The organism is Cytobacillus sp. FSL W7-1323, assembly GCF_038595015.1.
Taxonomy (GTDB): Bacteria; Bacillota; Bacilli; order Bacillales; family Cytobacillaceae; genus Cytobacillus; species Cytobacillus kochii.
The window spans coordinates 1,619,670-1,633,036 of the sequence record NZ_CP151998.1; the positions used below are offsets into that span (position 1 = coordinate 1,619,670).

The following is a 13,367-nucleotide window of genomic DNA, read 5'->3' on the forward strand; positions in this document are numbered from 1 at the left end:
CTGCTAACTTTAAAGTAAACAAAAAGTAATGAAGAAAGACAAGATGTTTTCTAATAATAATGGCAGTTCACTATGAGTAGTAGAGAATTTGACAATAATGTGAAATGGTACACAAACTATTGCGAGCTTAAAAAAGCCATGGTATATTTGTATTGTGAAGTTAATCACAAACAAACAATTTACCCCTTTGTTTGATCGTGAAAAATTTCTCCCATCCCCTTTGTTAAATATATTTACATGAAAAACCCTACGCCTCATGAGAGAGTGTAGGGTTTTTTACTATGTGGATTGAAGGTTGATTGACTTATGTTTTTAAGAAAAATAAATATGACATACCATCCATAAACTGATTCTCCACTTGATTGGGTCTTACAAACCATTTTGACTAAGAAACAGGCATTGCAATTAATGATAAACAGCATTAGATAGAAGTTTCGTTTCACTTACAAGAGAAGCCAATGGTGTGAACAATAGAAAGAGAGAACTAATTTTGTCATGTTAGGCGATTAACAGGGAGTGTGAGCATGAATAGGGGAGACGCTTCATACTGTAATGGTGAGGTTTTTCCTTTTAGTCCGCCCTTTACCACGGCATAAAAAAGACTGATGATAAGTATCATCAGTCTAGTGATTTCCAAAAAGATCCGTGCTTTGCAGGTACTTGCTCGACCACTTGCTTCAGTTGAAGTTTTTTCATTTCTTTATTTACTTCTTGCTCCGTCATATTATAAACGACTGCTATTTCTGAAGTTGCGACAAGTTTATAATGTTTAATAAACAGCTCTATGTCAGGTAATGGAGAAGGTTCGAGTCTATATGGAACCATTTCCTTTAGTATTTGCTCATACACATCAAAGCTGTACTGCCCTGTAACTTTTATGCCTTCATCTTCAATGTTTTCATTGAAGAACACCATCGTTGGAATTTCTTCTACATCCATCTCAGCTGTAATCTTTACATCACATTGAAATGCTTTTGCAGCACTTTCTGAATGTATATCGGTTACAAATTCAACTACGTCTAAGCCAATTTGGCTGGCGCATTCTTTTAATACATCAAAGTCTGATACGTTTTTCTTTTCGAGAAACAACTTCTCTTGAAGTTTTCTCAAAAAACGAATGCCGGCTTTTCTGCCCTGTAGTTCGGCTGCCTTAATGGCAATGGAGGCTAACTGAGGGGATAATACCGGATTTTCGTACCAAACAGAGCCGTCACATGACATCCCTGATCGACTAGCGGTTTTCTCCCATTGTTCAACTAATTGGTCGTAGTTTTGTCTTTTGCCTCTATTTAAAGCATTGAGCTTCCCACTTATTACATGCTTGAGAGAAAAATACCGACCATATTCTACAGACAGTTTTTTAATTATCGGCTCTAAACTCCAACATTCTGGGCATAGCGGATCAATAAACATATAGATTTCTAACGGCTTATTTTCACTACCATGACAATGTGGTGAGACAGATTTACTTTCAAATTCTTCATGATTCATTTGTCATCACCCTCTAATTCATCTTTTTCAGGTGTATTTACCATATGTTGTGCTGTGAGAGTCAGTCTCTCGAGAAATCCTTCTTTCAAGCGTGTATCCAATTCGACTTCATTCATTGCATCCTCCATACAAGAGAGCCATGCCTTCGCACGTGTCATTGTGATGGCAAAAGGTAGGTGCCGTGCTCTCAGCATCGGGTGACCGTGTTCTGAGGTATATAATGGCGGGCCGCCTAAAAATTGTGTCAGAAACTGCTTTTGTTTTCTAATTGTTTCAGTTAGATCGTCAGGAAAGATTGGGACGAGCTCAGGATGTTGTCCAACCCGTTTATAAAATGCTTCAACAAGTAGGTGAAGTTTTTCCTCACCTAACGCGTCGAACGGAGTATTGATATTCTCGACCATTGTGATAGAACCCCTTTAAACAAAAGTATGTTAATAAAAGCGATGATTATTTCATCAGCTAGACATAATTCCTTCATGTTTTGATATTATTTTATCAATGTAACGGCTATATCTCAAACAAATAGCTTTGTGCCACGAATTAATATTCAGTATGCAGGTATTTTCAGTTCTATTATATGGGGCAGATCTCTTGGAAAACAAGTACGGAGGATGATTCTCGAGGTTGGATTTCTAAAACAAAAAAGTAGTGACTCAAAAATGAAGTCACTACGATACTTAGACAAATTGTTTTTGGTTTAGTAAATTCTCTGTCACCTTTTGAACATAGTTTTGTGTTTCTTTAAAGGGTGGAATGCCATTATACTTATCAACATTACCAGGACCAGCATTATATGCTGCTAAAGCAAGCTCGGTATTATTCCCATAACGATCAAGCATTTGTCTTAAATATTTTGTTCCTGCCATAACATTTTGGGTGGCATCAAATCTATCATTCACACCAAGCCACTTAGCTGTTTCGGGCATTAATTGCATCAAACCACTTGCACCTGCTGAACTAACTGCATTCGGATTAAAGTTGGACTCTTGTTGAATAACAGCAGTAATTAATTCAGTTGGTACGTTATAGGCGGATGCAGCTTGATGAATGATATTTTGAATTGATTGATCACTATTCTCTCCTTTAAACTTCGTAAGCTGTACAGGAGGAAGAGAAACAGGAGAAGAGGTGAGCATTGTTTCGGCTATCGTTTGAACTGCTCCTATCTCCTGTGAGAAATCAGCAGAAGAATCATTCATTCTTGCTGTAATTGAATTTGATAATAATTGTGAAAAATCAGTTGTATTGCTGTTTTGCGTTGTATTTGGAAGAAAGGTTTGTAAGCTTTGCATTTGCATTAATAGTTTAAGCTGATCAATATTCATTATGACTCTCCTCATATGTCCTTGTTAATCATCTATTCTTCTTTTCTGAACTTCCCGAAATAATCTTTTCACTTTGTTCTCTGTTTTTCTTATCGGTATATTCATCTCTTTTAATAGTTTTTTAAAGGAATTTAAGCCATTTTCCCTATTCAAAACCTCATATTCTAATTCAAAGTCCACCTTATTTAAATATTCACTATTATCTAGGACGATTAAACCGTCCGCATTATTTTTTTCTGCACGGCTTGTTAATAAAGAACCAAATAACTTAAACGTCTCCTCAGGGAAATGGAGGTCACTTTTAAGTGAAGCTAAATATTGCTTATCGATGTACCCTTGTTTGATGATATGCTTTGCTTCTTCCGGTTGAAGATCATGGTTAGTTTCTAATAAGCCATCTGGGTGAGGTTGCTTTAATGTGAGTTCGAATTGATTATTTTTTTCTCTAATTCGAAGCGCACATCCTTCGTTTTTTAAAAAGAAAGTTGGCGTATCAAAATAATAGTTGATTTGAGTGAAGAAATCTTTGTCTTCTATATGAAGATGCTTTCTTAATTGAGCAAATTCCTGTTCTGTAAGCATATTTTTAAATTCAATTTCTATATTTTGTGACATGATTAATCCTTCCTATTCTCTCGACTACATGTATAATCAAATGAGAGATACATGATTTCTTAATACTTATCATTATTATGGCGCTGTATCGCATAATCTGCAATGTTCTTTGAGATTTTTTCCCCTTCTATGGTAAAATGTAAGAGTTTGGAGGTAGATGAAATGAATAAAAAAGTAGAAGTACAAAGTGCGTTATGGAATGATGAAGGAAAGGAATTATTATTAGAAATTGACTCTACTTTATCTGTGAATGATTTCGAGCCAAGAGCACAGATGCTAGTAGATTCCGACCATTTATCATTTATATACATAACAGAAAAAAATGATGATTATACATATATCATGTTACATGAATCATTATGGCAACAATTAAAGCAAGCATTGGTTTTTAATGGTGAAGTGTATTTGCATGATGGAAAAGAAAAGCTTAAATTACCTTTATTTCAAGAGGAATTACAATATCTTATTGAAAATATACGGGGTAACAGTAATTATGGAGATGAAATGGTTGAGAAAGTCGAGGCTATGTTTGAGTAACTTCTCTACTAATGAAGAGTAAATCATGTACCTAAGTTTCTTTCGTCGCTTTATTGCAAAAATTTCTAACTAAATCAAGTTAGAGAAATGAACTTACATAAGGGTGGTGCATGTATGAAGCATTGGGATCAATTTTTAGGGCCATATAAACAAGCTGTAGAAGAGTTAAAAGTGAAACTAAAAGGGATGAGAAGTCAGTTTGATTTCGTCCCAGAGCACTCTCCTATAGAATTTGTGACCGGCAGGGTAAAACCTATAGCTAGTATATTAGATAAAGCCAACCAAAAAGGAATTCCACTTAATAGGTTGGATGTAGAAATGCAAGACATAGCAGGTATGAGAATGATGTGTCAATTTGTTGATGATATAATGAAGGTAGTAGAATTGTTACGTATGAGAAATGACTTTGAAGTGGTGGAAGAAAGAGATTATATTTCTCATGAAAAAGCAAGTGGGTACCGCTCTTATCATGTAGTTATCGCTTACCCTGTACAAACTATCCATGGGGAGAAAAAGATATTAGCGGAAATTCAAATTAGAACGTTAGCGATGAATTTTTGGGCCACGGTTGAGCATTCATTAAATTATAAATATAAAGGCCAATTTCCATCTGATATTCAAATGAGATTACAAAGAGCAGCTGAAGCAGCATTTAGATTAGATGAAGAAATGTCATCGATTCGAGGAGAAATTCAAGATGCACAAGCATTTTTTTCACAAAATAAAGAAAAGCAGCAAAAGAATAAGTCATAGAATGAAAAATAAGAGGAGCTACTAAACAATGAGATTTGCGATTACGTCTAAAGGTGATACGAAATCGAATACATTGATGCATAAGATGAGATCGTACTTACTTGATTTTGATCTAGTATATGATGAAGAACAACCAGATATAGTCATTTCTGTTGGTGGCGATGGAACTTTGTTGTACGCATTTCACAGATATAGCAGCCGCCTTGATAAAACAGCATTCGTTGGTGTTCATACGGGCCACTTAGGATTTTATGCTGATTGGGTACCTGATGAAATTGAAAAGCTTGTAATCGCAATAGCAAAAACTCCTTTCCAAGTGGTGGAATACCCTCTTCTTGAAGTCATTGTCCGCTATTTGAATGGGGGCAAAGAAACAAGGTATTTGGCTTTGAACGAGTCTACAGTTAAAGCTGTGAATGGTACATTTGTGATGGATGTAGAGATTCGAGGTCAGCATTTTGAAAGATTTAGAGGAGACGGTTTATGTTTATCCACGCCTTCAGGGAGTACGGCTTATAATAAGGCGTTAGGTGGTGCGATATTACATCCGTCATTACCTGCTATTCAATTAGCTGAAATGGCATCGATTAATAATAAAGTGTTTAGAACAGTCGGTTCACCTTTAGTTTTACCAGCACACCATGCTTGCCTTTTAAAGCCTGTGAATAAACCGGATTTTAAGATTACAATCGATCATTTATCGCTTTTGCATAAAGATGTAAAATCAATTCAATACCGTGTAGCCGATGAAAAAATTCGCTTTGCTAGATTCAGACCATTTCCATTTTGGAAAAGAGTACATGATTCATTTGTTGCTGATTAACTGAGTGACTTTGGGTAAAATGGATGCTAGTTGAATGGAAATCCGAACAAGTTATTCTAATTCTGTCAAAGGGTTTGAATATGTTCGGATTTTTCTTTCCTGTAAATGCAAAATGTATAAGTTCAGTAATCCACAAGCAAAAATAGAAAAAGTCACTATGACCAAGCATCCAAGCGTTTGACAAAAGAGAATGGCAATATAATAAAATTGTTCGCACACTTAACTCTGATATTTTCTAAAGGAGCATGATATAGAAGCTTTGAGTTGCTGTCCACAGCAATATTCCTAAGGTAGGCTGGAAAAATAAGCTTCATTTCACTCGTATCCCAATGCTTCTTAAAGAACTGTCTTTGTTTGCATTTACTTCGTTTATAAGGAGATAAAAGAATGTTTACTTTACAATGGCAAATTGATTCACTTGATACACCAGTTAATATCAAATCATTCCTATCACAGCAAAATATTTCTAAAACCGCTTTGACAGATATAAAGTTTGCTGGAGGTTTTATAAAAGTGAATGGAGTAGAACAAAATGTGCGGTATATGATTAATAACGGCGATGTATTAGAGGTTGGCTTTCCACTTGAGAAAAGAAGTGAAGGTTTGCAACCTGAAAATATTCCTCTCTCCATTCTTTACGAAGACGATGCAGTATTAATCGTTGTGAAGCCAGCAGGTATGAGCACTATTCCATCGCGAGAACATCCAGGTGGGAGTTTAGCGAATGCCTTATTAGGTTATTATATCAACCAAGGAATAGAGTCCACTATTCATATTGTTACAAGACTGGACAGAGAGACGTCAGGTTTAGTATTAATTGCCAAGCACCGTCATGTTCATCATCTTTTAAGTCGTCAGCAGCAAAATAATGGTGTTCAAAGAAAATATAAAGCTTTTGTTTGTGGGTTAATGGCAACAAAGGAAGGGTGGATTGAGGAGCCAATTGGCAGAAAACCTGATAGCATTATCGAAAGAATGGTTAGCCCGAATGGTAAACATGCAGTGACGTATTTTAAACAACTATCTCAGCAAAAAGAAAGACAATTCACTGAATTAGAATTGTCTTTAAAAACGGGCAGAACCCATCAAATACGAGTGCACCTATCTCATATCGGCTTTCCTTTAGTAGGAGATAATTTATATGGGGGTTCGACCAAATTGCTGCAACGTCAAGCCTTGCATTGTTTTTCCCTATCTTTTACCCATCCTATATCGATGGAAGTCCTTAACTTTTCAATTCCTTATCCTGAAGATATGCAAGCATTACTAAGTTAATCAAAGCGAGCAAATTTACCCTCCTGGAAGGGAAGCGAAGAGGAAACAGATACAGTCTGTAATTCAGGGTATTTAAGAGCCGTTAATTTATTGCCAAAAACTGCGCCAGTATCAATATTATATGTTTGATTGATTTTGCGCACTTCTCTCACAGGTGTATGGCCGTAAACAATTAATGTTTGTCCAGCATAATTTTGTGCCCAATCTCTTCTAATAGGAGATCCATCAGGATGGTTCTCTCCTGTAATATCACCATAAAGAGCAAATGTTTTTGCTTTTTTATCTTTTTTACCAATCCACTCTTCCTTCATTCCTGCATGTACTAATAATAGTCTTCCTTCGTCTAGTAAATAATAAAGAGGAGATTGTTCGTATAACTCGATAAACTTACGAAGTATATCTTTTCTTTCTTGTTTATTTAAGCTTTGTAATTCTTCTACTGTCGTTTCTAAACCGTGAGTAGTCTTTACAGGATTTCCTAGTGCATAGCGGTATAATTTATTGCAGTGATTGCCAGGAACATAATAAGCTCGATTCTTTTTTATTAATTGATATACGGTTTGAATGACTTTTAATGATTGTGGACCACGATCAGTTAAATCACCGATAAATGCGAGCTGCCTATCGTGTTTTAAAGGAATGCCTGAATGCCAGTCATAGCCTAGCTGAACGGTTAGATCCTTAAACTCTTTATAACAACCATGAATATCCCCAATTATATCTAGTTTCATTTACAGTCCCTCACTTTTAAAGTAGTTTGAATCGTTTAGATATGAAAGTTATAGAATTCTTATCGTTTGCATTTTTATTTTTCATATGTTTAGATTTTATTTCGACTAATTTTATTAAAAAGGAGTGATATAGAATGGAACATGGAAATTCAGTCGCCTCACTTGTAATTGTTATCGTGATAGCTTTCTTAGTACCGATTATACTACATCGTCTAAAAATCAACTTTATCCCAGTTGTAGTAGCAGAAATTCTAGCAGGATTAATTATTGGGAAAAGTGGATTTAATATAGTACAAGAGGATATGTGGCTTGAAACTTTATCGACATTAGGTTTTATCTTCTTAATGTTTCTAAGTGGGCTTGAAATAGATTTTTCCGCATTTTCATCGAAAAAGAAAAAGCACCGATTGGAAAATGGCAAACCTGAACCAAATGCATTTCTCACTGCGAGCATCATTTTCGCCGGTATTTTTATCGTGTCATTAGTTTTATCATATGTATTTGTTTTAGTAGGCTTTATCGATAATGTGTTTCTAATGACGTTAATTATATCAACGATCTCACTTGGCGTTGTTGTTCCTACCTTAAAAGAAGGGAACATCATGAATACTAATATCGGGCAAATCATCTTGCTTGTAGCGGTCATTGCCGATTTAGCAACGATGATTCTACTCGCCGTATTTGTTTCAGTAAATGATGGCGGAGAAGGGAATACATGGTTATTATTACTACTATTTGTTGTTGGCGTGATCTTATACTTTGTAGGAAGAAGATATAAAAATAATAACTTCATACAGTCGCTATCAACTGGAACAATTCAAATTGGCACGAGGGCTGTTTTTGCACTCATTATTTTCTTAGTAGCTGTTTCAGAATCTGTTGGAGCAGAGAATATCTTAGGAGCATTTTTAGCAGGTGTACTTGTCTCATTATTGGCACCAAACCAAGAACTTGTTCATAAATTAGATTCGTTTGGATACGGCTTTTTAATACCAATTTTCTTTGTAATGGTAGGTGTTGATTTAGATATTTGGTCACTTTTCGCTGAGCCAATGTTATTAGTGTTTATTCCATTATTATTATTGGCATTGCTCATATCTAAATTAATCCCGGTTTTTTATATGAAGAAATGGTATGATATGAAAACTGTTGTCGCGTCAGGATTTATTTTAACTTCGACGCTTTCATTAGTCATTGCAGCTGCGACCATTGGTCAAAGAATGGGTATGATCTCTGAAGAAATGGGGGGGATGCTAATATTGGTAGCTGTTATCAGTAGCATCTTTACACCTATTGTCTTTAAGAAATTATTTCCAAAAGAAACGGTCAAAGAGAAGAAGATTAAAGTATCCTTCATTGGTGCGAACCAGATTACAATGCCGTTATCCAATGAATTAGCTTCAGATATGTATGAAACGAGTGTTTATCATACAGCTCAGCAAAAAGAGGAACCATTTATTATACCAGCCTTCGAGTTGAATGAACTTCCTGCTTTTTCAATGGAAGCAATAAAAGAAACAGAAATATTGCAAGCTGATGTTGTTGTGATTACAACTGGAGATGAGGATATTAACCTTGAACTGGCAGAAGCACTGAATGAATCAGGAATTAATCGTGTCATTTGTCGTTTAGAAAACCCCATTCTTGAAGAAAAGGCAATAGGTGCTGGAATTGAATCATTTTCAAGTATGTTGTCAACGAAAACTTTATTACGAGCGTTGATCGCTTCTCCGAGTGTAGTGGAGATATTTGAAAATCAAGAAACGACCTTATATGACGTGAAATTACGAAATTCTAAATTTGATGGAATGACAATCAGACGATTTCCTTTTGCCGGTGATGTTATATTTGTTCGTATCTTAAGGGGGCAAGAAACAATTATTCCCCACGGTGATACAGAGCTTTTATTAAACGATCGCTTAATCGTCACCGGTTCTCGGGAATATGTGGAAGAATTGAAGTGGGAATTAGAGCTTCACTAATTATTTCTAGGTACGAATAGATTCTATGACAGAGTCTATTCGTATTTTTTTTGTATAACCTCATGCGTCACATTCCTATTGAAAGTTGAATGTTTTTCATGTAATATTAGTACTAGGTACTAATAACATGTATAAATTATAGGGGGATTATAAAATGACGATCTCATTAAAAGGGAAAACTTACGTTGTAATGGGCGTAGCGAATAAACGTAGTATTGCCTGGGGAATAGCAAGGTCACTACATACAGCAGGTGCAAGCCTCATTTTTACATATGCTGGTGAAAGATTAGAGAAAAGTGTCCGAGATTTAGTAAGTACCCTTGATGGTGCGGAGAACTCACTTGTATTACCTTGTGATGTGACGAATGATGAAGATGTAGAGAGTTGTTTTAGACAAATAAAAGAAGCAGTTGGAGAAATTAATGGTATTGCACACTGTATCGCATTTGCCAATAAAGAAGAGCTTCAAGGAGAGTATATGAATACATCTAGGGATGGCTTCTTGTTAGCGCATAATATTAGTTCGTATTCTTTAACAGCTGTTGCTAAAGCAGCAAGACCATTAATGGCTGAAGGCGGTAGCATTGTTACCATGACTTACCTTGGTGGTGAAAGAGCAATTAAAAACTATAATGTCATGGGTGTAGCAAAAGCTTCACTTGATGCAAGTGTTAAATATTTAGCAGTTGACTTAGGAAAAGAGAATATTCGCGTAAATTCTATCTCTGCTGGTCCTATTCGTACTTTGTCAGCTAAAGGTATTGGTGAATTCAATTCAATCTTAAAAGAAATCGAAGAGAATGCGCCATTACAAAGAACAACAACGCCTGAAGAAGTAGGAGATACAGCTGTGTTCTTGTTTAGCGACATGTCAAGAGGTATTACGGGAGAAAATATTCACGTCGATTCTGGTTATCACATTCGCTAATTCAGTACAATTGTTAATAAATGAATGGCTAGCATTCATTTAAAATTGCACAATTTATTTCATGCGCACACAACTCGTTAACTATAAGACAAGTTGTGTGCGCATTTTCTATTTCCATAGCACGGTGTGTTGGAGTGGAAACGAGACGCGAAATGTCCAGCTAATAATATACATGAAAAAAAGAATCATGGTAATGTTTGTGTATCTTCGGTTTGCACATATTTTGCAAACGCTCTTAGCTCGGCTTACATCTTTGATTTTGTATTTCAGTACCATGCCAATCCTATTTGCGGGGCACTCATGTGAGATTTCGCATTTGAGAGCTGTGCAAATCGCATTAGCGGGGCACTCAAGAGAGGTTTTGCATGTGAGTGCTGTGCAAATCCCATTAGCGAGGCACTCGAGTGAGATTTCGCATGTGAGTGCCGTGGGAATCCCATTAGCGAGGCACTCAAGGAGAGGTTTCTTATTTGAGCTCCGTGCAAATTCCATTAGTGAGGCACTCAAGTGAGATTACGCATGTGAGTGCCGTGGAAATCTTATTAGCGAGGCACTCGAGTGAGATTACGCATGTGAGTGCCGTGCAAATCTTATTAGCGAGGCACTCGAGTGAGGTTTCGCATGTGAGTGCCGTGCAAATCGCATTAGCGGGGCACTCAAGAGAGGTTTTGCATGTGAGTGCTGTGCAGATCCCATTAGCGGGGAACTCGAGTGAGGTTTCGCATGTGAGTGCCGTGGAAATCCCATTAGCGAGGCACTCAAGTGAGATTACGCATGTGAGTGCCGTGGGAATCCCATTAGCGAGGCACTCGAGTGAGATTTCGCATGTGAGTGCCGTGGAAATCTTATTAGCGAGGCACTCGAGTGAGATTTCGCATGTGAGTGCCGTGCAAATCGCATTAGCGAGGCACTCAAGAGAGGTTTTGCACGTGAGTGCTGTGCAGATCCCATTAGCGGGGCACTCGTGTGAGGATTCGCATGTGAGTGCCGTGGAAATCCCATTAGCGGGGCACTCAAGTGAGATTTCATATTTGAGCGCCGTGCAAATTCCATTAGTGAGGCACTCAAGTGAGGTTTCGTATTTGAGTGCTGTGCAAATTGCATTAGCGGGGCACTCAAGTGAGATTTCGTATTTGAGTGCCGTGCCAATCCCATTAGCGAGGCCCTCGAGTGAGGTTTCGTATTTGAGTACTGCGCAAATCCCATTAGCGAGGCACTCGAGTGAGATTTCGCATGTGAGTGCCGTAGAAAATCCCATTAGCGAGGCACTCGTGTGAGGTATCGCATGTGAGTGCCGTGGAAATCCCATTAGCGGGGTACTCAAGTGAGATATATATTTGAGCGCCGTGCAAATCCCATTAGTGAGGCACTCAAGAGAGGTTTCGTATTTGAGTGCTGTGCAAATCGCATTAGCGAGGCACTCAAGTGAGATTTCGTATTTGAGTGCCGTGCCAATCCCAATAGCGAGGCACTCGAGTGAGGTTTCGCATGTGAGTGCCGTGGAAATCGTATTAGCGAGGCACTCGAGTGAGATTTCGCATGTGAGTGCTGTGCAAATCGCATTAGCGGGGCACTCAAGAGAGATTTCGCATGTGAGTGCCATGCCAATCCCAATAGCGAGGCACTCAAGAGAGATTTCGCATGTGAGTGCCGTGCCAACCCCATTAGCGAGTCACTCGTGTGAGGTTACGCATGTGAGTGCTGTACCAATCCCATTAGTTGGGCACTCAAGTGAGATTTCGCATGTGAGTGCTGTGCCAATCCCAATAGCGAGGCACTCAAGAGAGGTTTCGCATGTGAGTGCTGTGCCAATCCCAATAGCGAGGCACTCAAGAGAGGTTTCGCATCTGAGTGCGGTGCAAATCCTATTAGCGAGGCACTCGAGTGAGATTTCGTATTTGAAAGCTATGCCAATCTCATCAGCGAGGCACTCAAGTGAGATTTTGCATTTGAGTGTCGTGCAAAACTCAGCTCTCATCATGCCATTTACATTGTGAAAGGCTTCACGCTTAGTTTCTTAATTCTATTATTTTTAATCTAACTTATGACACACTTCTTCACCATTGTCTACTGATCTTTTGGAAAACCTGAAAAAACGTTAGTAACATGTACTGATAATTAAAGAGGAGTCTGAAATATTTGAATACTGTTTCATAAGATCTTTTTTCATTATTTTTTTGATCGATAAAGAAACTTTAAATAAGGTGATATAAGACAATCAGGGATATGAATATAAATTTATTGTAGTAGGACTCTATATGAAAACATTTCGTAGATTGAAGTCTTCTGGCGAATTTTTTCCTTTCAGTTAGTTAAAATGAACGCCCATTTTTATTTCACATATAATATGTTGGCGCTTCGAATTTATTGAAGAGGGATAGGTGAAAGACATGGATACGCAAAATAAAAAAAAGAAGCCTTTATTATATGTACAACAATCTAATCTTCCTTCTCCTTCGACATCAATGCAGTCAACTTATTCCAGTAAAAATGAAGTTGAGGAAGAAGAAAAAGAGGTTATCACAAATTCTTCAATAGATGAACAAGGTGAGGTGGAGAAAAAAGAAGAACATGTACAGCAAGTTTTAGAAGAATACGAGGAAAGTCAGTCAGAAAGTGAGCAAGGGTTTAACCGTGTGAAAAGTTTTAAGGATATGAATGTCCAGGAAAGGATTGATTATCTCCTTCATTTTCCTAAGCAATTACCTCCTGTACCTTGCTTATTTATAAGTGATGATAAGCATATTAGGGGATTTATTGAGTTAAAACAAGGCAATGAGTTAATGATTAAAACATTAAGCGGCAGTATGCAAACCATTCATATTCATAGTATAAAATCGATAAAAATGGTCGGTTTTAGGTGAGTAGACTGTATATAAAAAGCCAGTCGAGTAAACGACTGGC

Annotated in this window: 15 protein-coding genes; 10 read left to right on the plus strand and 5 right to left on the minus strand. The window is 37.3% G+C overall.

Annotated elements, in window-relative coordinates; genetic code table 11:
• Positions 1–618: 618 nt before the first annotated feature.
• From MKX67_RS08350 to MKX67_RS08365, 4 genes are all read right to left on the minus strand, one after another.
• The gene (locus MKX67_RS08350) at positions 619–1,491 is read right to left on the minus strand and encodes a ClpXP adapter SpxH family protein (RefSeq protein ID WP_095369791.1); all 873 of its coding nucleotides are present in this window, start codon (positions 1,489–1,491) and stop codon (positions 619–621) included.
• Complete coding sequence (locus tag MKX67_RS08355) at positions 1,488–1,895, minus strand: globin (RefSeq protein ID WP_095369790.1); 408 nt, start codon at positions 1,893–1,895, stop codon at positions 1,488–1,490. Before MKX67_RS08355 ends, MKX67_RS08350 begins: the two co-directional genes overlap by 4 nt.
• Positions 1,896–2,171: 276 nt before the next feature.
• Positions 2,172–2,819: a lytic transglycosylase domain-containing protein gene (locus MKX67_RS08360; RefSeq protein ID WP_342489124.1), complete on the minus strand. Its 648-nt coding sequence runs from the start codon at positions 2,817–2,819 to the stop codon at positions 2,172–2,174.
• A gap of 24 nt (positions 2,820–2,843) precedes the next feature.
• A complete protein-coding gene (locus MKX67_RS08365) occupies positions 2,844–3,434 on the minus strand; it encodes a CYTH domain-containing protein (RefSeq protein ID WP_322909173.1) in 591 nt (196 codons plus the stop codon).
• A gap of 162 nt (positions 3,435–3,596) precedes the next feature.
• On the opposite strand from MKX67_RS08365, the gene MKX67_RS08370 reads away from it, so the two are divergent.
• The 4 genes from MKX67_RS08370 (at position 3,597) to MKX67_RS08385 (ending at position 6,822) form a co-directional block, all read left to right on the plus strand.
• Positions 3,597–3,971, plus strand: coding sequence for a hypothetical protein (locus MKX67_RS08370; protein ID WP_342489125.1), 375 nt, complete (start codon positions 3,597–3,599; stop codon positions 3,969–3,971).
• Positions 3,972–4,085: 114 nt separating this feature from the next.
• Positions 4,086–4,724, plus strand: coding sequence for a GTP pyrophosphokinase family protein (locus MKX67_RS08375; protein ID WP_095369786.1), 639 nt, complete (start codon positions 4,086–4,088; stop codon positions 4,722–4,724).
• 28 nt (positions 4,725–4,752) lie between these two features.
• Positions 4,753–5,547 carry an NAD kinase gene (locus tag MKX67_RS08380; protein WP_342489126.1) on the plus strand — a complete coding sequence of 265 codons (795 nt, stop codon included), beginning with the start codon at positions 4,753–4,755 and terminating at the stop codon, positions 5,545–5,547.
• 387 nt (positions 5,548–5,934) lie between these two features.
• The gene (locus MKX67_RS08385) at positions 5,935–6,822 is read left to right on the plus strand and encodes an RluA family pseudouridine synthase (protein WP_095369784.1); all 888 of its coding nucleotides are present in this window, start codon (positions 5,935–5,937) and stop codon (positions 6,820–6,822) included.
• Here the strand turns inward: MKX67_RS08385 and prpE are convergent.
• A complete protein-coding gene (gene prpE / locus MKX67_RS08390; protein WP_095369783.1) occupies positions 6,819–7,553 on the minus strand; it encodes a bis(5'-nucleosyl)-tetraphosphatase PrpE in 735 nt (244 codons plus the stop codon). The two genes, MKX67_RS08385 and prpE, sit on opposite strands and share 4 nt — an antisense overlap.
• 134 nt (positions 7,554–7,687) lie before the next feature.
• Here prpE and MKX67_RS08395 point away from each other — a divergent pair, with 134 nt between their 5' ends.
• The 6 genes from MKX67_RS08395 (at position 7,688) to MKX67_RS08420 (ending at position 13,327) form a co-directional block, all read left to right on the plus strand.
• The gene (locus tag MKX67_RS08395) at positions 7,688–9,535 is read left to right on the plus strand and encodes a cation:proton antiporter (RefSeq protein WP_342489127.1); all 1,848 of its coding nucleotides are present in this window, start codon (positions 7,688–7,690) and stop codon (positions 9,533–9,535) included.
• Between the two features lie 154 nt (positions 9,536–9,689).
• Positions 9,690–10,463: an enoyl-ACP reductase FabI gene (gene fabI, locus MKX67_RS08400; RefSeq protein ID WP_342489128.1), complete on the plus strand. Its 774-nt coding sequence runs from the start codon at positions 9,690–9,692 to the stop codon at positions 10,461–10,463.
• Between the two features lie 316 nt (positions 10,464–10,779).
• Entirely contained in the window at positions 10,780–10,974 is a 195-nt protein-coding gene (locus tag MKX67_RS08405; protein ID WP_342489129.1) for a hypothetical protein, read from the plus strand.
• Positions 10,934–11,740 carry a hypothetical protein gene (locus tag MKX67_RS08410; RefSeq protein ID WP_342489130.1) on the plus strand — a complete coding sequence of 269 codons (807 nt, stop codon included), beginning with the start codon at positions 10,934–10,936 and terminating at the stop codon, positions 11,738–11,740. The genes MKX67_RS08405 and MKX67_RS08410 overlap by 41 nt, the downstream gene beginning before the upstream one ends.
• A 111-nt stretch (positions 11,741–11,851) precedes the next feature.
• A complete protein-coding gene (locus MKX67_RS08415; RefSeq protein ID WP_342489131.1) occupies positions 11,852–12,460 on the plus strand; it encodes a hypothetical protein in 609 nt (202 codons plus the stop codon).
• A 393-nt stretch (positions 12,461–12,853) separates the two neighbouring features.
• Positions 12,854–13,327, plus strand: a complete 474-nt coding sequence (locus tag MKX67_RS08420; RefSeq protein ID WP_095369779.1) for a CotO family spore coat protein — start codon at positions 12,854–12,856, stop codon at positions 13,325–13,327.
• The last annotated feature ends 40 nt before the right edge of the window (positions 13,328–13,367 follow it).